The 22846-nt window shown below is 38.6% G+C and carries 23 protein-coding genes, 1 pseudogene and 2 other annotated features; of the genes and pseudogenes, 20 read left to right on the top strand and 4 right to left on the bottom strand.

The genetic code is table 11. From position 1 onward, the window contains the following. Window positions 1-152: 152 nt before the first annotated feature. The 4 genes and pseudogenes from rsgA to metG all read left to right on the top strand — a co-directional run bounded on the left by rsgA (window position 153) and on the right by metG (window position 4380). Window positions 153-1223 carry a ribosome small subunit-dependent GTPase A gene (gene rsgA, locus NST76_RS20440; RefSeq protein ID WP_058843898.1) on the top strand — a complete coding sequence of 357 codons (1071 nt, stop codon included), beginning with the start codon at window positions 153-155 and terminating at the stop codon, window positions 1221-1223. A 17-nt stretch (window positions 1224-1240) separates the two neighbouring features. Then, a complete protein-coding gene (fosM, locus tag NST76_RS20435) occupies window positions 1241-1666 on the top strand; it encodes a FosM family fosfomycin resistance protein (protein ID WP_330493689.1) in 426 nt (141 codons plus the stop codon). A gap of 15 nt (window positions 1667-1681) precedes the next feature. After that, entirely contained in the window at window positions 1682-2329 is a 648-nt protein-coding gene (locus NST76_RS20430; RefSeq protein WP_058843900.1) for an NIF family HAD-type phosphatase, read from the top strand. A gap of 96 nt (window positions 2330-2425) precedes the next feature. Continuing rightward, window positions 2426-2687, top strand: a binding site (T-box leader). 59 nt (window positions 2688-2746) lie between these two features. Further along, a pseudogene (metG, locus tag NST76_RS20425) lies at window positions 2747-4380 on the top strand (methionine--tRNA ligase). 107 nt (window positions 4381-4487) lie between these two features. Here metG and NST76_RS20420 read toward each other — a convergent pair. Next, window positions 4488-6059 (bottom strand): 2-isopropylmalate synthase, encoded by a 1572-nt coding sequence (locus tag NST76_RS20420; RefSeq protein ID WP_058843902.1) that lies wholly within the window; start codon window positions 6057-6059, stop codon window positions 4488-4490. Between the two features lie 91 nt (window positions 6060-6150). Continuing rightward, window positions 6151-6389, bottom strand: a binding site (T-box leader). Window positions 6390-6587: 198 nt separating this feature from the next. Here NST76_RS20420 and NST76_RS20415 point away from each other — a divergent pair. Then, window positions 6588-7340 (top strand): HAD-IIB family hydrolase, encoded by a 753-nt coding sequence (locus NST76_RS20415; protein WP_330493690.1) that lies wholly within the window; start codon window positions 6588-6590, stop codon window positions 7338-7340. 68 nt (window positions 7341-7408) lie between these two features. On the opposite strand, the gene NST76_RS20410 is transcribed toward NST76_RS20415, so the two are convergent. Beyond that, a complete protein-coding gene (locus NST76_RS20410; RefSeq protein ID WP_330493691.1) occupies window positions 7409-9103 on the bottom strand; it encodes a methyl-accepting chemotaxis protein in 1695 nt (564 codons plus the stop codon). A gap of 311 nt (window positions 9104-9414) precedes the next feature. Between NST76_RS20410 and NST76_RS20405 the strand changes: the two genes are divergently transcribed. From NST76_RS20405 to NST76_RS20390, 4 genes are all read left to right on the top strand, one after another. Beyond that, window positions 9415-9909 carry a DUF1648 domain-containing protein gene (locus tag NST76_RS20405; RefSeq protein ID WP_036128585.1) on the top strand — a complete coding sequence of 165 codons (495 nt, stop codon included), beginning with the start codon at window positions 9415-9417 and terminating at the stop codon, window positions 9907-9909. A gap of 374 nt (window positions 9910-10283) precedes the next feature. After that, window positions 10284-10718, top strand: coding sequence for a DUF1801 domain-containing protein (locus NST76_RS20400; RefSeq protein WP_058843904.1), 435 nt, complete (start codon window positions 10284-10286; stop codon window positions 10716-10718). Beyond that, window positions 10719-11096, top strand: coding sequence for a VOC family protein (locus NST76_RS20395; RefSeq protein WP_036128583.1), 378 nt, complete (start codon window positions 10719-10721; stop codon window positions 11094-11096). Window positions 11097-11157: 61 nt separating this feature from the next. Beyond that, a complete protein-coding gene (locus NST76_RS20390) occupies window positions 11158-12138 on the top strand; it encodes a GNAT family N-acetyltransferase (RefSeq protein ID WP_342544400.1) in 981 nt (326 codons plus the stop codon). Between the two features lie 48 nt (window positions 12139-12186). On the opposite strand, the gene NST76_RS20385 is transcribed toward NST76_RS20390, so the two are convergent. Then, window positions 12187-12624, bottom strand: coding sequence for an Rrf2 family transcriptional regulator (locus NST76_RS20385; protein ID WP_036128579.1), 438 nt, complete (start codon window positions 12622-12624; stop codon window positions 12187-12189). Window positions 12625-12814: 190 nt separating this feature from the next. On the opposite strand from NST76_RS20385, the gene hmpA reads away from it, so the two are divergent. The 11 genes from hmpA to NST76_RS20330 all read left to right on the top strand — a co-directional run bounded on the left by hmpA (window position 12815) and on the right by NST76_RS20330 (window position 20523). Next, entirely contained in the window at window positions 12815-13981 is a 1167-nt protein-coding gene (gene hmpA, locus NST76_RS20380) for an NO-inducible flavohemoprotein (protein WP_036128577.1), read from the top strand. 228 nt (window positions 13982-14209) lie between these two features. Continuing rightward, a complete protein-coding gene (locus NST76_RS20375) occupies window positions 14210-14470 on the top strand; it encodes a metal-sensitive transcriptional regulator (RefSeq protein ID WP_058843906.1) in 261 nt (86 codons plus the stop codon). Window positions 14471-14512: 42 nt separating this feature from the next. After that, window positions 14513-14854, top strand: a complete 342-nt coding sequence (locus NST76_RS20370) for a rhodanese-like domain-containing protein (RefSeq protein ID WP_342544398.1) — start codon at window positions 14513-14515, stop codon at window positions 14852-14854. Window positions 14855-14865: 11 nt separating this feature from the next. Beyond that, on the top strand, window positions 14866-15165 hold the full coding sequence (locus NST76_RS20365) for a rhodanese-like domain-containing protein (RefSeq protein ID WP_036128571.1): 300 nt from the start codon (window positions 14866-14868) through the stop codon (window positions 15163-15165). Between the two features lie 63 nt (window positions 15166-15228). Continuing rightward, complete coding sequence (locus NST76_RS20360) at window positions 15229-15777, top strand: sulfurtransferase TusA family protein (protein WP_342544396.1); 549 nt, start codon at window positions 15229-15231, stop codon at window positions 15775-15777. A 16-nt stretch (window positions 15778-15793) separates the two neighbouring features. After that, a complete protein-coding gene (locus NST76_RS20355; protein ID WP_036128567.1) occupies window positions 15794-16189 on the top strand; it encodes a DsrE/DsrF/DrsH-like family protein in 396 nt (131 codons plus the stop codon). An 81-nt stretch (window positions 16190-16270) separates the two neighbouring features. Continuing rightward, window positions 16271-17398: an MBL fold metallo-hydrolase gene (locus NST76_RS20350; RefSeq protein WP_036128565.1), complete on the top strand. Its 1128-nt coding sequence runs from the start codon at window positions 16271-16273 to the stop codon at window positions 17396-17398. 141 nt (window positions 17399-17539) lie between these two features. Beyond that, window positions 17540-17767, top strand: a complete 228-nt coding sequence (locus NST76_RS20345; RefSeq protein WP_342544395.1) for a sulfurtransferase TusA family protein — start codon at window positions 17540-17542, stop codon at window positions 17765-17767. A gap of 85 nt (window positions 17768-17852) precedes the next feature. Continuing rightward, window positions 17853-18638 (top strand): sulfite exporter TauE/SafE family protein, encoded by a 786-nt coding sequence (locus NST76_RS20340; protein WP_342504364.1) that lies wholly within the window; start codon window positions 17853-17855, stop codon window positions 18636-18638. A gap of 2 nt (window positions 18639-18640) precedes the next feature. Continuing rightward, window positions 18641-19345: a DsbA family oxidoreductase gene (locus NST76_RS20335; RefSeq protein ID WP_058843909.1), complete on the top strand. Its 705-nt coding sequence runs from the start codon at window positions 18641-18643 to the stop codon at window positions 19343-19345. Between the two features lie 227 nt (window positions 19346-19572). Continuing rightward, window positions 19573-20523 (top strand): c-type cytochrome, encoded by a 951-nt coding sequence (locus tag NST76_RS20330; protein WP_089933762.1) that lies wholly within the window; start codon window positions 19573-19575, stop codon window positions 20521-20523. 552 nt (window positions 20524-21075) lie between these two features. Here the strand turns inward: NST76_RS20330 and NST76_RS20325 are convergent. Then, window positions 21076-22770, bottom strand: a complete 1695-nt coding sequence (locus NST76_RS20325; protein ID WP_089933765.1) for an FAD-dependent oxidoreductase — start codon at window positions 22768-22770, stop codon at window positions 21076-21078. Between the last annotated feature and the right edge of the window lie 76 nt (window positions 22771-22846).

The following is a 22846-nucleotide window of genomic DNA, read 5'->3' as shown; positions in this document are numbered from 1 at the left end:
AAACGTGCCTGTGAAACCTTGTAACTGCCGAATTGCAGCTACAAGGTTTTTTTCGTGGTTCAAAAAATGCTGAATGACGATAGAGTCTCTGGCGGATATTACAGACATTGCGCTGAGGCGTCAAGGATATGTACGTTTAGGAGGAAAATAAATTGAATTTAACAACAGTAGGTTTTACAACGTATTTTGAAGAGCAAATGATGGAAATGAAAAAACAGCCTAAATTGAAGAATTGTGTGCCAGCGAGGGTTACATTGGAGCATAAGCATTCTTACCGAGTGTTAGCTGAAGAGGGCGAATGGCTTGCGACAATTGCTGGTCATTATGCTTACACATCTTTAGCAAGAGAGGATTATCCAGCAGTAGGTGACTGGGTGCTAGTAGAGAAAATGCCTGGTGAGGAACGTGCCATTATTCATCAATTATTTCAACGGAAATCTGTCTTTTCACGCAAAGTTGCAGGTCTGGAAATTCAAGAACAAATTGTGGCATCGAATGTGGATATTGTGTTACTTGTTATGAGCTTGAACGCTGATTTTAATATTCGACGTTTGGAGCGATATTTAGTAGCTGCCTGGGATTCAGGGGCAAGGCCAGTGATTGTCCTGACGAAGGCAGATTTATGTGAGGATACTGCAAGCTTGGTACAAGAAGTTGAGTCTGTAGCATTTGGTGTAGATATTTTTGTGACGAGTGCTTTATCGGGCGAAGGCTTAATGGAAATTAAGACATTGTTCACGGAGGGAGTGACAGGGGCATTGCTAGGCTCTTCAGGGGCAGGGAAGTCGACCTTAACAAATGCTTTGTGTGGGGAGATGCTGATGAAGGTTGCTGGTATTCGTGAGGAAGATGCTAAGGGTCGTCATACAACTACTCATCGAGAGTTAGTCATATTACCAGATGGGGGCTGTTTAATCGATACACCAGGGATGCGTGAGCTTCAATTATGGGATCAAGGTGATAGTTTAGCTTCAAGCTTTCAAGATATTGAGGAACTAGCAACAGCTTGTCGTTATCGTGATTGTACTCATCAAAAAGAGCCTTATTGTGCTGTCCAGCAAGCTATTGTTGATGGAGAGTTGGATCAATATCGCCTCCAAAGCTACTTTAAGCTCCAAAGAGAATTAGCTTATATGGAACGCAAAACCAATGCACAGGCGAAACTTGAGGAGCAACGTAAATGGAAGCAGATTTCTAAAGGAATAAAAAAAGGTAAAAAATAAGCATTAGGAGCTTAGTTATGACCATTCAACATATTAATCATTTACTATTTTCTGTATCCAATTTAGAGGAATCCATCGCATTCTATGAAAATGTTTTCGATGCTAAATTGCTAGTAAAGGGGAAAAGCACAGCCTATTTTGATGTAAATGGGCTGTGGCTCGCCCTGAATGTAGAGAGGGATATACCACGGAATGAAATCCATCATTCCTATACCCACATCGCCTTTACTATTTGTGAGGATGACTATAATAAAATGTATGATAAATTGCTACAATTAAAGGTCAATATTTTAACAGGGCGTCAAAGAGATGAGAAGGACAAAAAATCGATTTACTTTACAGACCCAGATGGTCATAAATTTGAATTTCATACAGGAACTTTGCAAGATCGTTTGGCTTATTATCAGCAGGAAAAGCCTCACATGACGTTTTTTGATAATTAATCAGGGAGTGATTCTATGAATAAAGCTTTTATTTTTGATATGGATGGCACGTTATTTCAAACAAATCTTATATTAGAGCCTGCGCTCGACGCAACATTTGATGTGCTACGGACAAGTGGCTTGTGGCAAGGAGAAACACCGATAGAAAAATACAGAGAAATAATGGGCGTTCCTTTACCTGTTGTGTGGGAAACATTATGTCCTATGCATACAATAGAGATACGTGAAGAGAGCAATGTTTTATTCCATGTAAAGCTGATTGAGCAAATACGCAATCATCAGGGAGCTTTATATCCATATGCTGAACAAACTCTTGCAGCATTATCAGAGAATTATCCGTTATACATAGCGAGTAATGGACAGGTTGACTATTTACAGGCGATTGTTGAAACCTATCAATTAGAGCGTTTTATAAAGGGAATCTACAGCATTCAATCTATTGTAAGTGGGCATAAATCAGATCTAGTAAAACGAGTTGTAGAAGAAAATGAAATCCAGAACGGGGTAGTGGTGGGAGATCGTTCGTCGGATATTCAGGCTGCACATGACAATCAACTACAGTCGATAGGCGTTCGTTTTGGCTTTGCACAGGATAACGAATTGCAAAAGGCAGACATTATAATAGATGATTTAACAGCGTTATTAAACATCACATTCAATTAATTGCTTAAATTTTAATCTTTATCGAAAAATAGAGTTGATTTAACGACAATCATTGCATTTCATCACTAGAAAGCGTAAAATAGTGCCAATCCTATAGGAAAAGCATTGAAAAGGAAAAGTAAATTGGATCAGCATTTTGTAGAGAGCCTCTGTTGGTGGAAATGAGGTAAATGAACCCTTTTGAAAATGACCTTTGAGCTTCGTACCGAAAGCTTTTTAGCAAGTAGATTACGACGAGATGGGCACTCGTTACAACAGCGGCAGTATCTCTCATTTTGAATGGAGACGTACTGATGGAGACAAATAGTGTGAGCTATTTGTAAATATAGGTGGTAACACGGGTATACTCGTCCTAATCAGATTTGATTAGGACGATTTTTTTTTTTACCATTTTTTTAGTGAGGGGAGCAAACTAGAATGACAATTGTTATTGGAGGCGCTTGGCCATATGCAAATGGTTCTTTGCATTTAGGGCATGTTGCCGCACTATTACCAGGTGATATTTTGGCTAGATATTACCGACAAAAAGGTGAGCAGGTTTTATATGTATCAGGCAGTGATTGTAATGGTACACCTATTTCTATTCGTGCAGCACAAGAAAATACAACAACAGAGGCCATTGCCAATCACTATCATGCTGAATTTACGCAGTGCTTTCGTGATTTAGGATTTACCTATGATTTATACACTAGAACAGATGCAGAACACCATCATGAATCCGTAAAGGGCCTATTTTTACAGCTACTAGCTAACAATCTTTTATACAAAAAGAAAATTGAACAGGCTTACTGTGAGACAGATCAACAATTTCTACCCGATCGATTTGTTGAGGGAATTTGCCCAAATTGTGGTGCAAAGGCAAGGGGAGATCAATGTGATAACTGCTCAGAAATCTTAGACCCACTGGATTTAATAGATAAACGTTGCAAAATATGTGGCAATGAGCCTGTTATTCGTGAGACAGAGCATTTTTATTTTACCTTTAGTCAATTTCAAGGTAGATTGGAGTCTTATGTGGCAGAAGCGAAGGCCCATAAACGTTGGCGAGATAATGCTTTAGGTTTAACGGAGCGTTACTTGGCAGAAGGGGTTCCTGACCGAGCAGTAACAAGAGATTTACCAAACGGCATAGATGTCCCAGTGCCAGGCTTTGAAGGGAAAAAATATATGTATGGATTGAAGCAGTAGCTGGTTATCTATCAGCAAGTCTAGAGTGGGCAAAAGAGCATCAAATAGCGATTGAAGATTTATGGAATGAAGAGACCATTTCGTATTATGTCCATGGGAAGGATAATATTCCTTTCCATACGGTTATTTGGCCAGCTATTTTAATGGGAATTGGGGCGCAAGCATTACCAACACATATCGTATCGAACGAATATTTAACATTAGAAAAACGAAAATTATCAACTAGTCAAAATTGGGCTGTGTGGGTTCCGTATATTTTAAGTCGTTATGACGCAGACGCCATTCGCTACTTCTTAACGATGAATGCGCCAGAAAACCGTGATACTGATTTTTCATGGCGAGAATTTATTTACAGTCATAATAGTGAATTACTCGGTGCCTATGGTAATTTTGTCAATCGTACATTGAAGTTTATTGAGAAATCCTTTGCCAGCCAGGTGCCACAGGCTGAAGTAGATAGCAATATTCGTAAACAAACCATTCAACTGTTTAATGAAGCGGGCAGGCTGATTGAAGGAGGGCATTTTAAACAAGCGTTAGAAGCCATTTTTGAGTATATTCGAGGGGCTAATCGCTATTTTGACGTACAACAGCCATGGCAACAAGTAAAAGAAAATGTGGAGGCTAGTAATCGTACACTAGCAACCTGTGTCTATATTATTGCTAATTTAGGACAGCTACTGCATCCTTTCTTACCATTTTCAGCAGAGAAGGTAAGGAATATGTTAGGCATACAGGAAATGATGTGGCATGAACAAGTAGAATTGCCTCAAATGATTCAAGCAGTAGCTCCTTTGTTTGAACGTCTTGACATTGAACGAATTGAAGAAGAGTATCAAAAATTAGTGAGGGACAGTCGTTAGATTTGAAAAAGCAGTATGACTCATATGATCTAACCCCAAAAAGATAGATTGATGTCTAATTTTTACGGGGTAGTTCACATACGACATACTGCTTTTTTCAATTCAATTTAATTCATCACAGGTGTTAATTTTGCTACAACAATGCTATTGATAGCATTAATATAGGCTAGGGCACTGGCCTTTAGAATATCTGTATCAGCTGCTTTGGCAATATACTTTTCGCCATCATACTCAATCGTAATTTTCACCTTACCTAAAGCCTCTTTGCCTCGTGAAACACTATTGATATTGTATTCCACTAGTTTTATATCTATGTTTGTAATTTCTGCAATGGCTGAATATAAGGCATCGATTGGGCCAGAGCCTACTGCACTTGCTTTAAATACTTCGCCGCCTTTACGAACTTTCACACTTGCAGAAGGGAAGCTAGTATTGCTGACGACTTGTAGATCGTCGATATCAAAGAATTGGTCACTATAATGTGTGGCATTTTTATTATTGGCATCATGTTTTTCATAATAGCTTTCCACAATAACGTATAAGTCGTGATCATATACTTCCTTTTTCGCATCCGCTAGCTTTAAGAAGCCTTCAAAAATGCCTTCAAATTCATCTGTAGAAAGATTAGTAAACCCTAATTTTTCAAGGGCATTTTTTACTGCATGGCGACCAGAGCGAGCTGTTAGTACTAGCTCCATATCATCAAGACCTACGTCTTCAGGGTGAACAATTTCATAAGCATCACGAGATTTTAGCAAACCATCCTGATGAATACCAGAAGAATGCGCAAACGCATTATCTCCCGTAATAGCTTTATTGACCTGGACATCTAGACCCATAAAGCTAGAAACAAGGCGTGAAGTATTCATAATCTCTTTTGTATTGATACGTGTCTCAGCGTTGTAGACGGAGCTACGAGTTTTTAGCGCCATGACAACTTCCTCTAATGCAGCATTACCTGCACGTTCACCGATACCATTGATTGTACATTCCACTTTATCCGCCCCATTTTTAATGGCAGCAAGTGTATTAGCCGTTGCCATCCCTAGGTCATTGTGACAATGAACGCTTAGAAGAACGCTATCGTTTAAATTTTTCATACGGTCATTTAATTTAAAAATCATCTCTCCAAATTCTTCTGGTTCTGCAAAGCCAACCGTATCAGGAACATTAATCATAGTTGCGCCAGCTTTCATAACAGCTTCGATTGTTTTCCAAAGATATTCAAAATCTGAACGAGACGCATCCTCTGTGGAATATTGAACTTGCGGCAATAATGATTTAGCGTACTTCACAGCATCTACACCAATTTGTAGAATTTGATCCTTTGATTTGCTGAATTTTTTCTCCACATGAATGTCGGATGTTCCAAGTACCATGTGAATCATTGGATTTTCTGCATATTTTACAGCGTTATAGACGGCATTAATATCTGCCTTCACTGCACGTGCTAATGCTGTAATCATGATGTCGTTCGTGTTGCCGACCTTTTCAGCTACGGCCCTGACAGCATCAAAATCACCTTGTGATGAAGCGGGGAATCCAGCTTCGATAATATCGACCCCTAGTTTTTTCAGTTGCTGTGCAATCTCTACTTTTTCATATAGATTTAGCTTTGCACCAGGCACTTGCTCGCCATCACGTAAAGTTGTATCAAACACCCAAATTTTTCTTCCCATTCTCAAACACTCCTTTTGTCGTAATTAGTATCTAAAATCTACACGTAGGCCAAAGTCATTAAAAAAATAAAAAAACCCATCTCTATATAAAAATAGAGACGAGTTTATGCTCGCGGTACCACTCTAATTGACCTTCTCATTACAGAAAAAGTCCACTTATCGACAGCTATCACTGTCTATCCTGTTAACGGGGGAAACCGACATCCCTTACTATTATGTTCAGGGAGTAGCTCATGGACGAGTTCAAAATGTGTGTCTACCGATTTACACCAACCATCGGCTCTCTACAAGTACACAATCACTTTTACTATTTCCAATCTTGGCCTGCAATGTGTTGTTGAAAGCAATAATACTTGGATATTAACTTCCTGTCAATAATATTCTAAAAATTTTTTTAATTCTGTCTTAAGCGATGTGTATCTTATTAATCATTTGATATTTAGTGAAATGTATAGGAAACCACTAAAAATAGTAATTTCTGTGAGATAATAATGGAGTAATTGAACATCATGAAAGGAAGGAAACACCATGAAATTTGTCTTTGATTTAGATGGGACTATTTGTTTTAAAGGGAAACCGTTAAGTGAAGGAATCATCAATGCTTTAGAAGCATGTAGACGGCATGGACATGAAGTGATGTTTGCCTCTGCAAGACCAATACGTGATCTATTACCGGTATTACCAGAATCAATGAGAGCATATCCAATGGTAGGTGGTAACGGGGCATTTGTTGCTCGTGATGGAGAAACAATTGAGGTGACAGCTTTTGCTTCAAAAATAGTGGAGGGTATTCGGCAGATTATTACCGCTTTTCAATTACCATATCTAGTAGATAGTCATTGGGATTATGCTTATACAGGAAGTGAGGATCATCCAATTTATCGAAATCTAGATCCTTTAAAAGCGGCAAAAAAAGTAGCATTGCAGGATATTCATGACATTGTAAAGGTAGTGTTATTTCCAGGGGAACAGCGAGAAGCTGTATTGTCTGAACTACAAAAGCTTCCGGTGAGTCTGTATGAGCATGCTTCAGAAAATATTGTGGATATAAGTCCTAATGGTATTGATAAATGGAACGGCTTATCTAAATTGGGTGTTGCTGCAGGGGAGTTTATTGCATTTGGAAATGATGCAAATGATGCTTCTATGTTTTTGAAGGCGAAGGAAAGTGTCTGTGTAGGAGAGCACCAGGTACGTGAAATGGCTACATTACAAGTTCCTAGCGAGGAAGCTGCCGTCATTGAAATGCTTCTTATGCTAAGTGTAAAGTACAGTACATAGAAATATATAACTAAAAAACTGCTCATTTTCTAGAGGCAATAAACCTTCAGAAAATGAGCAGTTTTTATTTAATCTAATTTAAAACGAGAAACTTGCGTGTGAAGCTCTTCTGCCATATTTGAAAGGGTAGCTGCTGAAGCTGCCACTTCTTCAATAGTAGCCAATTGTTCTTCTGAGGCAGAAGCGACATTTTGTAAATTAGATGAGGACATTTGTGCAATCGTTGCTATTTCATCAAAGGAAGCATAAATTTGCTCTGCACTAGATGACATCTCCTCCGACACGGTTGTAGCTTCTTGGATTTGCATGGAAACTTGTTCAATAAGCTCGACAATTTTAGAGAAGCCTTCTTCTGCTACTTTTACAACTTTCATACCAATTTGAACCTCTTGCATACCGGTATCCATCACGGTCACAGCACGATTTGTATCTTGCTGAATTTCAGAAATTAAAGTAGCAATTTGCTCCGCGGATTTTTTCGATTGCTCTGCTAACTTTTTCACTTCATCAGCAACAACGGCAAAACCACGCCCATGATCGCCTGCACGAGCCGCTTCAATTGCAGCATTAAGTGCTAATAAATTTGTTTGTTCAGCAATATCCGTAATAATCCCAATAATATTGCCAATTTCAATAGAATGTTCATCTAAATTTTTCACAACACTTGCCGACTCTAAGACGGCTGTATTAATTGTTGTCATCTGAGAAATGACACGATGTAATGAATCATTGCCTTTCTTAGCTTCTGAATTCGTTTCGATTGCCAGTTCAGAAACCGCAGCCGTCGTAGAAGCTAATTGCTGTATGCCCTTTGTCATATTTTTCATCGCTTCAGAGCTTTCTGAGGCATTTTTTCCTTGGGCTTCAGAGCCACTAGCAACCTCTTGAATAGAAGAAGTGATTTGTTCTGTAGCCTGTATAGTTTGGTCTGCACTTGCTGTTAACTCAGCAGCAGAGCCACTAACTTGCACTGTGTTTTGACGGACATTTGTAATTAAATCCTTTAAATTTGCAGCCATTTGATTAAAGGCAAGGGCTAAGTCACCCACCTCATCACGGTTTTTAATACGAATTTGTTCGGCTGTTAAGTCGCCTTCCGCTATTTTTTTAGCAGCTTTAGCCATGCCGTTAATAGGGCGGGACATTAGGCTTCCTACAACCATTGCAATTATCAGACTTATGACAACAGCAAAGACCCCAAGTAGAAGCATTTGGAGTTTAATATCTTGAATTTGTTTTGATGTAGCAGCCATTTTTTTATCAATATAGTCACTTTGATAATTTGAAAGGTTTTCAACGCGTTCATCAAACTGTTTAATGATTAGGCGTCCTTGAGTACTATCAAGTTTTTCATACTTTTCAGTTTCTCCTTCAGCCTTTAACGCAAACATACGGTCAGCGAATTGTTGGACACTTTGCTCACTTTTGTTAATAGCCTCTAAGAATTTTATTGATTCATCAGAATCTAAAGTAGCCATCAACTCTTCAGATTTTTGCTTAAATTCCTCGCGAGAGTCCTGATTGCTTTGATAATTTTGCTTGTCTCCAAGCAGTAAATAGCCACGCATACTAACAATTTCTTGTTTTGCAATAACTCGTAATTCCTGAATACTGATTGATTTAGTTGTTTGTTCCTCCAGTAATGTACGATAGGTCTTATTTACAGAATCTAGCTGTTTTATATTTAAACCAATTGTCGTAACAAGCACTAAAATCACTATAAAAAAACCGAGTAATAATTTCTTGTAGATAGTAAATCGCATAGTTGAAATGTCCTTTCTCAGTAATTAGTAGAAATGTTACAAAATAATGAAATATGTATATATATCATTTATATCAGATTATACGGATTTTACAAAGTATTATGAGTATTTTTACTGTAATTAATAGTTTGAAGATAATATCAATTTATATGTGATGTGATAAAAAAAGGAGATTTTATAGATAAAATATTAATAATAATAGAGATGGTTAATGATATCTATTGAATATTAAGCCAATTTTCATAAATTTTGAAACTTTATTTATAGTAGTTACGTAGAAGGAGTAATGGAAATGAATAGGGGTGAAGGAAATGTATAGACCAATTTTAAAATTACCCAAAACAAAATCAGAGAAAATATGGAATTATATTGGCGGAGGTATATTTGTTGTATCCATCATCTATATTATATTTGCATGGTTCGAATTACCTAATGAAATTCCTGCGCACTTTAATGGTGTAGGCGAGGTAGATCGATGGGGCTCAAAAGTAGAGTTATTTATTCTTCCATTCATTGGTTTATTTTTATGGATTGTCATGGGACTACTAGAAAGGGCCCCACATATGCATAACTATCCAGCACGCTTGAATGAAAACAATGTAGAAGCATTCTATTTAAATAGCAGAAAAATACTAAATGAAGTGAAAAACCTCTGTCTTATTTTCTTCGCATTTATATCATTCCAAATGGTTCGTATTGGTCTTGGTGAAACAAATTCGTTAGGTTGGTGGGTCTTACCTGTCATCCTATTAGGAACTGCTATTCCGATCATTAAAGGGATAATTGCGACTGCAAAAATAAAATAATAGGTAATAACGTAAACGCTTGAAATTTTTCAGGCGTTTATTTTTTATACCCAAATTTTCAATAATTCAGTATACTAACAAAACTAAGATGAAAATGTATCAGTACATTATTAGCTGCCAAAAAGGAGATAAAGGTACAGTAAAATGGTGTTAAAGCTAGGCAAAAGGAATTTAAACTGAAGGCTGAATTAGCAGTTGTTATAATCAATAAACCTCGTGATTTGTTAGTTAGAAGTTCTGGTAAAGCACCATTTAATCGAATTATTTCATTTGTGTTCTCTAGTGATGAGATGGTAAATTATTTACAAAAAGTGTTAAAGAGGACTACGCTAGGAGTGAAGGTAGTAAACTACATGATAAAAGTGAGGCAAAATATGAAAAATGTATATATGGAGCAAGTCGAAGAAAAATGGCGTGATGCTTTTAGTGAGCTTGTTGCTGTCGTAGAAACGAATGTACCAGATGGATTTGAACAAACAATGCAATATGGAATGGTCAGTTATGTGGTACCATTAACATCCTATCCTGAGGGTTACCATGTGACACCGAATACGCCATTACCTTTTATTAGCCTAGCTGTACAGAAGCGTCATATTGCACTCTACCACATGGGTATTTATGCAGATCCAGCATTGCTTTCTTGGTTCCAAGAGGAGTATGCAAAGCGAGTGCCCACAAAATTAAATATGGGGAAAAGCTGTATTCGATTTACAAATGCAAAAAATATTCCATTTGATTTAATCGGTGAGCTTGTGTCAAAAATAACCCCTACGCAATGGATTTCACATTATGAAGGAGTGAAAAAATAGATGAAAAGCGCGACTCCATTTTTAATGTTTCAAGGGCAGGCCAATGAGGCAATTGAACAGTATAAGCAGTGGTTTCCAGATTTAGAAGTTGTTAGCTTAGCGTATATGGATAATTCACAACAGGTAGCAATGGCAGTCCTCCATTTAAAGGGATTAAAATTGCTGGTGAATGATAGTGCCATTCAACACGAGTTTACGTTTACTCCATCAACATCAGTCTTTATAGAGTGTGATTCGGAGGAGGAAATAAACCGTTTTGTTGCCCAAATGCTAGAAGGCGGCCAAGCATTAATGCCACTTAATCATTATGGTTTTTCTAAACAGTTTGCATGGATTCAAGATCGTTTTGGCATGTCCTGGCAATTATCGTATGATTGATGAATTAGGAATATAAATAATGAAAAGAAAACAAAAAATAGTAGTAAAAGGGGAATTGAGGATGGCGGTAACTTTAGTGAAGCATGATATTAAATATGCTGAGGCGATGCATGAGTTATCTTCTATGCCGCAGGTGCGAGATGCCCTCGGGTTACCTGCTGGTAAGGTAGAAGATACCATTAATTTTATCAAACGTGAATGTGTGGACGAGGAAGAGGGGAAGACGGTTCCTCGTGTAGTTTTGAATGAGGAAGGGCAACTGATTGGTGTAACATCCCTAATGTTTATAGATCATGATAAAAAGAGCTGTCATATTGGCTCTTGGCTAGGTCACCAATTTTGGGGGAAAGACTATAATCTTGAAGCCAAAACAGCTATCTTAGACATTGCATTTTTCGAGCTAGGACTAGCACGGGTTTTTGCTGGGGCTCGGAAGGTAAATATCCGATCACAAAAAGCACAAGAAAAACTGCCTTTTATTCGATTAGGTGTGGAAAGTAAATATCCAGAGGAGCATTCATGGTTGGAGGTGAAGGAAAAACAACCGTGTGTGTTAAATGTCTTTGAACGTGAAGATTTTGTCCGTTATCGAATATCCCTACAGAAGGTAGATGGCAATCGTGAAGATTTTTTACCACAATTAATGCTAGCTGATGAAAGTGAAATGGTAGTTCGAGAATACTTTGATAAAGGCACTTTATTTGAAATTAAGTGTGGGGAGCTGCTGGTGGGGGTGGCGTTAGTCATTGCGCAATCTGATACAACGATCGAGTTGAAGAATATTGCTATTGTGCCAAAGTACCAAGGGAAGGGAATGGGCAAAGAGGTATTACGACAACTCACTGAAATATGCCAGAAGGAAGGCTATCAAACAGTGCTTGTTGGAACAGCCAACTCAAGTATTGATAATATTGCCTTTTATCAAAAAGCAGGCTTTCGCATGGAGGCTATTGAAAAAGATTTCTTCCGCCATTATCCAGAGCCTATTTATGAAAACGGCATTCGCGCATTAGATATGATTTTCTTTTCAAAGGCATTATAAGTATCTTCATAAAGAAATACCCGTTCAACAAAGGTTGAGCGGGTATTTTTATTTCCCAAGCAGAAGAGCCATTAACTTTTCTTTGGAATGTAAGAAATCGTCTAATGTATAGCGATCTAATACGTTCAAATAGGCTTGTAAAGCTTCATACAGAACACCTTTCAGCTGACATTCTGGGGCTATTTTACATAGATTATTTTCTTTATCGAAACATTCTACAAGATGAAAATCTTCTTCTGTATGACGAACAATTTCACCGATAGTAATGGTTTTTGGATCGATGGCTAAGCGAATGCCACCACCACGTCCACGAATCGTTTCGATATACCCTAATAATCCAAGCTGATGTGTCACCTTCATTAAATGGTTTTTCGATATATTATAAGCATCTGAAATCTCTTGAATAGTTGATAATTGACCATCTTCCTTCGCACCTAGATAAATAAGAGTACGCAGAGAGTAGTCTGTGTATAAAGTTAAGCGCATCAGAACACCCTACTTTCTATAATTCAAAATAATTATAGCATTTTTACATTGAAGTATAATATTTTCAAACCATTTTTAAAGATGTATTTAAAATACATTAATTATGTCCATTTTGTTAAAGATGTATTTAAAATATTGCTTTAAGAAAATGAAAGGGTTATATTGTAATCACGAAAGGATGGTAAGCGATATGTTAAAACAAGAAACAATTCAAATTATTAAAGCAACAGTACCTGTATTAGAAGTTCACGGTGTTGAGATCACGAAGACGTTTTACAAAAATATGTTTCAAGCTCATCCAGAATTATTAAATATTTTTAATCACACGAACCAAGAACAAGGTCGTCAGCAAACAGCATTAGCTAACACTGTTTATGCTGCTGCAGTTCATATTGAAAATTTAGAAGCAATTTTACCAGCAGTAATGCTTATAGCACATAAACACCGTAGTTTAGGTATTTTACCTGAACATTACCCAATCGTTGGGGAAAACTTATTAAAAGCTATTAAGGAAGTACTTGGTGACGCAGCAACCGATGACATTATTAATGCATGGGCTGAGGCATATGGCGTTATAGCAGATATTTTCATTCAAGTAGAAGAAGAGTTATACCAGAAAACTGAGAATAACGGTGGATGGCGTTTATTTAAACCATTAAAAGTGGCGAAGAAAGTTGTTGAAAGTGACTTAGTTACATCCGTTTACTTTGTGAATGAAGATGGCTCACCACTGCCAGCTTATGAACCAGGTCAATATATTAGCATCCGTGTGAAAGTGCCAGGCGAAGAGTATTTGATGAACCGTCAATACACACTTTCACAAGCGAATGCAGAAGACGGCTATCGTATTTCTGTAAAACGAGAAAGCGATCATACGCCAAATGGTAAAGTTTCAAACTATATTCATGATGACTTACAAGTAGGAGATTTAGTTGATGTAAGTGCTCCAGCTGGGTTATTTGTTTTAGAAGAAACGGCTGCACCAATTACATTTGTAAGTGGTGGTATCGGTGTAACACCTTTAAACAGTATGTTGCAATCTTTACATGATGATGCAGTGAATGAAGTAAACTTTATCCAATGTGCTCGTAATGAGAAAGTTGTAGCGTTCAGCGATGACATTCAGGAGAAAGTAAAGGTACTACCGAATGCATCCTATACGGCTTTATTCTCTGAAGAAGATAAGCTTATTACAAAAGAGTTATTAGCAGAAAAAGTTGCTAATAATGCAGATGTTTATGTATGTGGGCCTGTAGGCTTTATGGAAGCTGTTATTAAAAACTTACAGGAAATTGGCGTGAAAGATGAAAAAATTCACTATGAATTCTTCGGACCAGCCATGCAATTAGCTAAATAATATAATGTGTAGGTCCCTGTTATGAGTTACAACTCGTAACAGGGATTTTTTGCGGACAATCCTGAGAGATGGATTAAATCTGAAACGAGATGAGTGAAGCGGTATGACGGAAAGAGCGAAACTATGAAAAAAAGTAGGGACTTTCCCGTTGACAATATACCTTATGGGGTATATTATAAATCACGTAAGCAAGTTCAATCAATCGTTATGGAGGGGGGCGCAAACAGCATGGCTTATGGTTCTAACACAGCAAATCGTGTGAAACGTATGGAAGGCCAATTACGGGGTATTTTACGTATGATGGAAGACGGTCAAAACTGTAAGGATGTGATAACGCAGCTATCTGCCGTACGTTCCGCGGTTGATAAGACGATAGGTGTTATTGTTAGTGAAAATTTATTGGATTGTGTATCAACAGCTAAAGGTGATACAGAAAAAGTGAATTTCGCTATTCAAGAGGCAATGGATTTAGTTGTGAAAAGTCGATAGTTTTGATATACCCCAAAATGTATAAAGAAGGAGAGTGATCACATGGAAACATGGATTGTTATTGCGCTTATCGCAGCGTTTTTCATTTGGCGAATGAAGCCTACTAAAGGTGTTCATTCAATTTCTGCTGCACAATTAAAAAATATGCTTAATGATAAAGATAAGGTATTTATTGATGTGCGTACACCAGCTGAGTATAGGGGACGTAACATTCCGCAATTTAAAAATGTTCCGCTTGGATCAAGCTTTGACAAACTACCAAAGGACAAAGAAATTATTGTCATTTGTCAAAGTGGAATGCGAAGTAGCCAGGCTTGTAAGAAACTAAAAAAACAAGGCTTTAAGCATGTTACCAATGTTCGTGGCGGAATGAGTGCATACTAGGAGGAGGAAAAATGAAGGAAATTACAGCAAAAGAAGTTCAACAAGCTATGGAGCAGGGAAGCAAGTTGAATCTTATTGATGTACGAGAGGTAGATGAGGTAGAGACTGGTCATATTCCAGGTGTTATTCATATCCCGCTCGGATTATTAGAGTTTCGACTACATGAATTAAATAAGAATGAGCCGTATATTATGGTTTGTCGATCAGGTGGACGTAGTGGTCGTGCTACTCAAATACTAGAAAGTAATGGCTTTATTGTATCCAACATGGCTGGTGGTATGCTTGCTTGGGAGGGCGCAGTAAAAATATAGAACATAGCTATATTTTTTTAGTAAAAATAATACCCATGTAGGTATATGGAGGTTGTTAGGTGTATGAAGTCTGATTTTCAGCTAGATGCTAAAGGACTATCTTGTCCGATGCCGATAGTGAAAACGAAGAAGGCGATGGCTGATTTACTGGATGGTCAAATTTTAGAAGTTTCTGCGACAGATAAAGGATCGAAAGCGGATATTGCTGCATGGGTTGAAACGGTTGGTCATCAATACATTGGTACGTTAGAGACAGATGGTGTGCTAAAGCATTATATTCGCAAATGTACAAATGAACAAATAGTAGAGATGGCATTTGGTCAAACGATTGATCTAGAGCAGATTACCAATCGTGAGGGATTGATTCTTGATGTACGAGAGGAGACAGAGTTCGCTTTCGGACATATTGAGGGAGCAAAATCTATTCCGATGGGTGAACTAATGGCACGACTTACGGAGCTTGATAAAGAGCAGGAGATTTATGTCATCTGTCGTACAGGAACACGCAGTGATATGGCTGCACAAAAGCTTGCTTCACATGGTTTTACAAAGGTATTTAATGTCTTGCCGGGGATGACATCCTGGACGGGCAATTTAACAAAAAGCATTTAATTAGGAGGAATTTAAGATGTCAAACAAGGTAGCAATCATTGCAAGTAATGGTGGTTTATTTGATGCGTATAAAGTGTTTAATATCGCAACGGCTGCGGCAGCTTCTGAGAAGGAGGTAGCCATCTTCTTTACGTTTGAAGGGCTGAATCTCATTCATAAACAAGGGATGCATGTACTACCGATGCCTGCTGGCGCGGAGCATTATGCAAAAGGTTTTTCAAAAGCAAATGTACCAGCCATCCCACAACTGGTGGAAATGGCACAAGAACTAGGGGTGAAATTTATTGCTTGTCAAATGACTATGGATGTCATGGGTTTATCAACAGATGATTTTATTGACGGTATTGAAGTAGGTGGAGCTGTAACTTTCCTTGAGTTTGCCAAAGATGCAGCGCCATCACTAACTTTCTAGTAATTTGTTCTTGAGAGTGGGGAGTGACTATAGCTCTCCGCTATAAAAAACATTGAAATCATACCTATGGGGGTAAAATGTATGTCTATTCAAAAGTGGAGTGCATCACAAGTTGCTAAAAAGGTCATTAATAATGAAGCGCTGTTTATTTTAGATGTTCGTAATGCAGAGGCATTTGAAGATTGGAAAATGGAGGGACATCGATTTGAGTACCTAAATATCCCGTACTTTGAGTTGTTAGATGGGATTGAAGATATTTTACCTAAAATTCCGGCTGAACAAACAGTATTAGTTGTCTGTGCCAAAGAAGGCTCATCATTGATGGTCGCTGAAATGTTGTCTGAGGCAGGTCGTGATGTTGCCTATTTAGCAGGAGGCATGAAATCTTGGAGTGAATATTTAGAGCCGATTAAAGTTGGGGATTTAACAGGTGGTGGAGAGCTGTATCAATTCGTCCGTTTAGGAAAGGGCTGCCTTTCATATATGGTCATTTCTGAAGGTGAGGCAGCGATTATTGATGCTGTGAGATTTACAGATGTATTTACAAGCTTCGCTGAACAGAAGAACGTTACAATTAAATATGTTTTTGATACACATTTACATGCCGACCATATTTCAGGTGGACGCCATATAGCAGAAGAAACTGGTGCAGCTTACTACTTACCACCAAAAGATGCTGAAGAGGTTGTCTTTCCTTATACACCTCTAGTTGATGGAGCCACTGTTCAAATCGGTGCTTCTAAAATAGATGTAGGTGCTATCTATTCACCTGGTCATACAATTGGCTCTACATCTTTTGTCATCGACGGCAGCTATTTATTAACGGGTGATATTTTATTTATTGATTCAATTGGTCGACCTGATTTAGCTGGACTTGCTGAAGATTGGGTTGGAGATTTACGAGAAACACTTTATAAGCGTTATCGCAAATTGTCTGAAGAATTAATAGTGCTACCAGCACATTTCATGATTATTGATGAGCTTAATGCAGATGGAACGGTTGCGAAACGATTAGGAGAGTTATTGGCGCAGAACCATGGTTTAAATATTCAAAGTGACGAGGAATTTAGACGTGTTGTCACGGATCAATTACCTCCACAGCCAAATGCATATCAAGAGATTCGTCAGGTAAATATGGGGAAAATAACACCTGCACCAGATGAACAGACAGAAATGGAAATTGGACCAAATCGCTGTGCTGTCCGATAGTGTATGCTAAAGTGCAATGAGTACGCATGCATGCTTGTAGCGTGTAAATTCCGTGAATGGAAGGCACTCTTCCTTCCTGAAGTTAATAAAGTGGAACCGGCAAAATCGCTTACACCCTTTGTTGGATCAAAGGAGATTACTATGATGTCAAATTTACAACTAGATGCAAAAGGCTTGTCATGTCCGATGCCTATTGTGAAAATAAAGAAGGCAATGGATACATTAGTTACGGGGGAAATCTTAGAAGTTCAAGTAACAGATAAAGGAGCTTTAGCGGATATTTCTGCTTGGGCTAAAGCGGGAGGGCATGTGATTTTAGATCAATCCGAGGTTGCTGGTGTCATTACATTTTTAATTCAGAAAGCATAGAGCTTATTGAGGGTTGTCTATTAACGTAGCACAACCTTCTTTCTCTTTATCTTGATAGATGGGAGCTAGAAAGAAGGAAAAATAAATGGATATTGCATGGATTTTCACCATATTTTTGATTGGTTTTGTCGGTTCGTTTGTTTCGGGGATGCTCGGCATTGGTGGTGCTATTATTAATTTCCCGATGCTACTGTATGTTCCGTCATTATTAGGCTTTGTGGCTTTTTCAGCGCATGCAGTTTCAGGAATTAGCGCAATTCAAGTGCTTTTTGCTTCCTTTGCTGGTGTATGGGTATATCGGAAAGGTGGGTATTTAAATAAATCACTTATTATCTACATGGGTAGTGCTATTTTAATCGGTAGCTTTGTAGGGAGCTTCGGTTCAAAGTTCTTATCAGAATCAGGCATTAACATTGTCTATGGTATCCTGGCATTGATTGCAGCTGTCATGATGTTTATCCCGAAAAAGCAAATTGATGATAAGCCGATGGAGGAAGTGACATTTCGTAAACCACTGGCGATCATTTTGGCCTGGATTGTTGGTATTGGTTCAGGAATTGTGGGGGCAGCAGGTGGCTTTTTATTAGTACCGATTCTGCTAGTTGTCTTAGGAATTCCAACACGTATGACCATAGCGACAAGCCTTGCCATTACTTTTCTCTCTTCAATAGGAGGCACCATTGGGAAATTAATAACGGGACAAGTTGAATATTATCCAGCTTTCATCTTAATTGTAGCTAGTCTGCTAGCGGCTCCTCTTGGTGCAAGAGCGGGGAAAAAATTGAATACAAAAGTGTTACAAGCCATTTTAGCGGTGCTGATCGTTGCAACGGCTATTAAAATTTGGGCGGATATAATAGGGGGAGTGTAGCGATGAAAATTGAAGTTTTTTCTGATTTCACATGTCCATTTTGTTATATTGGTAAGCGTGAATTGGAGCGAGCTATTGATGTTGCGGGCTATACAGAGCAAGTAGAAATAGAATATAAAGCATACCAAATAGGGCCAGATACGCCGAAAGTGAATGCCCCCTCTTTTTACGAGGGGATGGCTAAAAAATATGATATCTCGCTAGAAGCTGCGAAAGACATGACGAAGGGCATCGCCGTGAGAGCAGCAGAGATTGGATTGCATTATGATTTTGATAAGATGACAACAGCCCATACAGAAAAGGCTCATCGTTTAGCGAAGTGGACTCAGCAGTTTGGCAAGGCGGCGGCTTATACTGAAGCTCTCATGGCAGGGTATTTTACAGCTGGAGAAGATGTCAACGAAGATGCTTTTTTATTAAAAGTGATAGCACAATTAGATTTAGATATAGAAGAGGCAAAGGTTATTTTAGCAACGAATGATTTTAGCGAGGCCTTAGATCGAGATCGTTATGATGCACAGCAACTTGGTGTGCAAAGTGTCCCGTTCTTCGTGTTTGAAAACCGTTATGGCATTAAAGGGGCAGAGCCAAATGAAGTGTTTGTGCGAACTTTACATCAGGCGGCAGCATTAGCAGGAAATCAACCGACGATAAAGTTGGTGGGAAATGATGGAGCTGCCTGTAATGATGACGTATGTAAACTATAAAAAAGTGTCGAGTACTTGGGTGCTCGACATTTTTTTATTCAGAATGAGCAATATACTACAAGAGGTATTAAGTCTAGTTTTTTGTGTTATAGAACAAAAATAAATGTATAATATATCCATTTTTATCATCTTAACGGTGTTATTTTAAAGAGATGTGAGAAAAATCACATCCAATTAATTGCTATGTTGCTAAAATATAAGAGAGGATACAAAGGGGGGTATTATAGATGAAACCTATAGTAGCAGGAGTAGCAGGGACAGTACTGTTAGCAGGCGCAATTTTTGTTGGAACAATTGTCAGCGATAAAATATCAGTTGATTCGAATGTTGGCAAGCAAGAAGCGACAGTGCAGACGCAATTACCAACAACAGCAGCTGCTCAGTCAGTGGTCTATGCTCCGCCAAGTATTGAAGAAGTACCAGATGGACCTATGAAAGAGGCAATCTTATACGGTTATGATCTTGTCAATAACACGCATGTAGCGGCAGATGAATATGTAGGAAACCAATTATCTTGCACAAGTTGCCACGCAGGTGCAGGCTATGATGAGCAAACATCGTCGTTAGTGGGAGTAATGGCAAATTATCCACAATATATCGGACGCTCAGGTAGTATAGTTACGATTGAAGAACGTATTAATGGTTGTATGGTTCGTAGTATGAATGGTAAAAAATTTGAAATGAATAGTGATGAGCTAGAGGCTATGGTGGCGTATTTTGCTTATATTTCTGAAGGTGTACCTATCGGTGCAAAACGTGAATGGGCAGGCACTAGTGATATGAAGAATGTTCCGATTCCAAATGTTGCTGATGGCGAGGAGCTTTATGCACAGTCTTGTATTGCTTGTCATGCTGCTGACGGATCTGGTACTGATGCCAATACTGGTCCAGCGTTATGGGGGGGAAATTCCTTTAATGATGGAGCTGGCATGGCGCGTATGTCGAAGATGGCAGGTTATATTCAAAATAATATGCCGATAGGTGCGGCGGGTACTTTAACTGACCAGGAAGCTTCTGATTTAGCTGCCTTTATTTTGTCGCAAGATCGTCCAGAATGGGCAAACCATGATAAAGACTGGCCAAAAGGCGGACGTCCAAATGACATTATGGATAAAGAAAAACGTGAACAAATTAAAAACGGTACGATTGATTGGGAAAAAGTACTGTCAACAAATTAACAATAAGGGATGCTGTTAAACAGCATCCCTTATTGTGTTGTAAAACAAAACCATCCATAGAATTTTTGCGAAAGGTGAAAATGGATTTCCGTTGCAGGCTACTTGCTTTCCTGTGGGCGAGCGCCGAGCCGCTTCCTCTTTTAGAGGCTCGCCTGTCTCGCTATCCCACGGGAGTCAAGTAGCCTTCCACTCCAACCCATAAATTTAGTAAAGGTTTTCCAATAAAGTGAAGGGTATTCACTACTCTTTATGGATAGGTGTTGTCACTCATCACTTCTCTATATTGAAAATAGGAGTCTTTCCTTTCTCTAATCAGACAAATAATGGGTTAATTTGTTCACTACGGCTCGTATGAAAGATAAGGAAAAGACACCTTTGCACATGGTTGATTGGAGTGGAGCCAGCGTCACAGATGAGACCTTGGAGCGAATGCAGTGAGTGAAGCGGCTCATCGGACGCCCCCCTTGGAAAGGACACTGGCGGAACGGAAATCAACCCCTTACCTTTCAAAATAGCTGCTTCTCCCATTGACATCACCGCATCCCTTTTAGATTAGTTAAAGTTATAGGTAGTTACAATTTTTTCCCTGTTAGTTGTTATATCTGTAAAGTATTCATATAAGCAAATACCAAGGAATGATCCACTGACATTCATGACATTAGAATAGCCATTATTTTGTAGAGTCATAACCGCGTTATAACTTCGTTGACCAGATCGGCAATGTACATAAACAGGCTGATCCTTTGGTATCTCATTCATTCGTTCTCGAAGTTCGCTTAAAGGTATATGGTGGGCGCCAATGAGATGACCAGATTCGAATTCGTTCTTTTCACGTACATCTAAGAAAAAGGCTTGCTTTTCAATGAGTGGCCTAACTTCATCCACTTTTATTTGTTTGAAGTTCCCGTGTAATTGGTTTTGTGCTACAAGTGCTGCCAAATTTACAATATCACGTGCAGTGCTAAACATTGGAGAATAGGATAATTCTAGTTCCTTCAAATCTTCTAAAGTACCGCCCATTGTGATAAGAGTGGCTATAACGTCTATTCGTTTATCTGCATTCCCTTTACCAACCGCCTGTGCACCAAGAACCTTTCCAGTTGGTGTTTCGTAAATGAGTTTAAAGTGAAGTGGATTACTATTTGGCATTAATCCTACTTTGTCTGGTGCAATTAAATAAACACTTTTTGCTTGAAAGCCATTTGCTAGAGCTGTTTTTTCGTTCAAACCTGTTGCAGCACATACAAGGTCGAAAATTTGTACGCTCGAAGAACCAATAACCCCTTTGTTATGCTGTGGGATACTATACATATGGTTAGCTGCGGCGCGTGCTTGTCGTTGAGCAGGACCAGCTAAAGCTAGACGCGTTTGTTTATGAGTAAGCTGATGGAATACTTCAATAGCATCTCCTACAGCATAGATGGAAGGGTCAGATGTCACATAATTAGCGTCCACTCGAATACCCCCTAGTTCACCAATAACTAGCCCAGCTTCTTTAGCTAATTTGGTTTCAGGGCGAACACCAATGGCTAATACAACTGCTTGTGCTTTTAATTGCTTGCCTGAATTTAATACCACATAATCTGGTGCAACTTGTGCGAGGCCGTCGTTCACAATGACTTGAACCCCTTTGTCAGCCATTTCCTTGTGTAATATTTGAGCCATGTCATAATCGAACGGTGCCATAATTTGTTGACCAAATTCGACTAGTGATACATTAAAGCCTGCAAGCTTTAGATTTTCTGCTGCCTCTACACCAATGAAGCCTCCGCCAATTACAGCAATATCTTGCACATTATCCGTTTGTAGATAACGGTTTAAACGGTCAATATCCACCACATTTCGAATAGTAAAGACATGTTCAGAATGAATACCTTCTAAGTTTGGAACGATAGGACTTGCACCAGGCGACAGAACTAACGTATCGTAACTTTCCTCATAATCAACACCAGTTTTCAAATCCGTAATCGTGACAGTTTTTTGCATGCGGTTAATACGTATAACTTCTTGTTGAACACGAGCTTCAATATTGTATTTTGTTTGAAAGGCTTGAGGTGTCATTAAGATTAATTTATCGCTATTTTCAACAATCCCGCTCAAGTGGAACGGTAGGGAACAATTAGAGAAAGAAACATTCGGGCCTTTCTCAAACATGATAATTTCTGCTTTTTCATCAAGACGACGTATACGTGCCGCTGTTGATGCGCCACCTGCAACGCCACCAACTACTATAAATTTTTTACTCAAAGTAAACACTCCTTTTCAAAATACATATTAGGGTATTTGGATACTATTAAATAAGGGTTTAAATTCTAATGATTGA

This window comes from Lysinibacillus sp. FSL W7-1291, assembly GCF_038593415.1.
Taxonomy (GTDB): domain Bacteria; phylum Bacillota; class Bacilli; order Bacillales_A; family Planococcaceae; genus Lysinibacillus; species Lysinibacillus fusiformis_D.
The sequence above is the reverse complement of the archived record's forward strand: the minus strand, read 5'-3'. Positions and strand labels throughout refer to the sequence as shown.

Coding starts and splice junctions, on each gene's coding strand:
- fosM (WP_330493689.1), top strand. CDS start 1,241: ATGACCATTCAACATATTAATCATTTACTATTTTCTGTATCCAATTTA.
- NST76_RS20430 (WP_058843900.1), top strand. CDS start 1,682: ATGAATAAAGCTTTTATTTTTGATATGGATGGCACGTTATTTCAAACA.
- NST76_RS20420 (WP_058843902.1), bottom strand. CDS start 6,059: ATGGGAAGAAAAATTTGGGTGTTTGATACAACTTTACGTGATGGCGAG.
- NST76_RS20415 (WP_330493690.1), top strand. CDS start 6,588: ATGAAATTTGTCTTTGATTTAGATGGGACTATTTGTTTTAAAGGGAAA.
- NST76_RS20410 (WP_330493691.1), bottom strand. CDS start 9,103: ATGCGATTTACTATCTACAAGAAATTATTACTCGGTTTTTTTATAGTG.
- NST76_RS20405 (WP_036128585.1), top strand. CDS start 9,415: ATGTATAGACCAATTTTAAAATTACCCAAAACAAAATCAGAGAAAATA.
- NST76_RS20400 (WP_058843904.1), top strand. CDS start 10,284: ATGAAAAATGTATATATGGAGCAAGTCGAAGAAAAATGGCGTGATGCT.
- NST76_RS20395 (WP_036128583.1), top strand. CDS start 10,719: ATGAAAAGCGCGACTCCATTTTTAATGTTTCAAGGGCAGGCCAATGAG.
- NST76_RS20390 (WP_342544400.1), top strand. CDS start 11,158: ATGGCGGTAACTTTAGTGAAGCATGATATTAAATATGCTGAGGCGATG.
- NST76_RS20385 (WP_036128579.1), bottom strand. CDS start 12,624: ATGCGCTTAACTTTATACACAGACTACTCTCTGCGTACTCTTATTTAT.
- hmpA (WP_036128577.1), top strand. CDS start 12,815: ATGTTAAAACAAGAAACAATTCAAATTATTAAAGCAACAGTACCTGTA.
- NST76_RS20375 (WP_058843906.1), top strand. CDS start 14,210: ATGGCTTATGGTTCTAACACAGCAAATCGTGTGAAACGTATGGAAGGC.
- NST76_RS20370 (WP_342544398.1), top strand. CDS start 14,513: ATGGAAACATGGATTGTTATTGCGCTTATCGCAGCGTTTTTCATTTGG.
- NST76_RS20365 (WP_036128571.1), top strand. CDS start 14,866: ATGAAGGAAATTACAGCAAAAGAAGTTCAACAAGCTATGGAGCAGGGA.
- NST76_RS20360 (WP_342544396.1), top strand. CDS start 15,229: ATGAAGTCTGATTTTCAGCTAGATGCTAAAGGACTATCTTGTCCGATG.
- NST76_RS20355 (WP_036128567.1), top strand. CDS start 15,794: ATGTCAAACAAGGTAGCAATCATTGCAAGTAATGGTGGTTTATTTGAT.
- NST76_RS20350 (WP_036128565.1), top strand. CDS start 16,271: ATGTCTATTCAAAAGTGGAGTGCATCACAAGTTGCTAAAAAGGTCATT.
- NST76_RS20345 (WP_342544395.1), top strand. CDS start 17,540: ATGATGTCAAATTTACAACTAGATGCAAAAGGCTTGTCATGTCCGATG.
- NST76_RS20340 (WP_342504364.1), top strand. CDS start 17,853: ATGGATATTGCATGGATTTTCACCATATTTTTGATTGGTTTTGTCGGT.
- NST76_RS20335 (WP_058843909.1), top strand. CDS start 18,641: ATGAAAATTGAAGTTTTTTCTGATTTCACATGTCCATTTTGTTATATT.
- NST76_RS20330 (WP_089933762.1), top strand. CDS start 19,573: ATGAAACCTATAGTAGCAGGAGTAGCAGGGACAGTACTGTTAGCAGGC.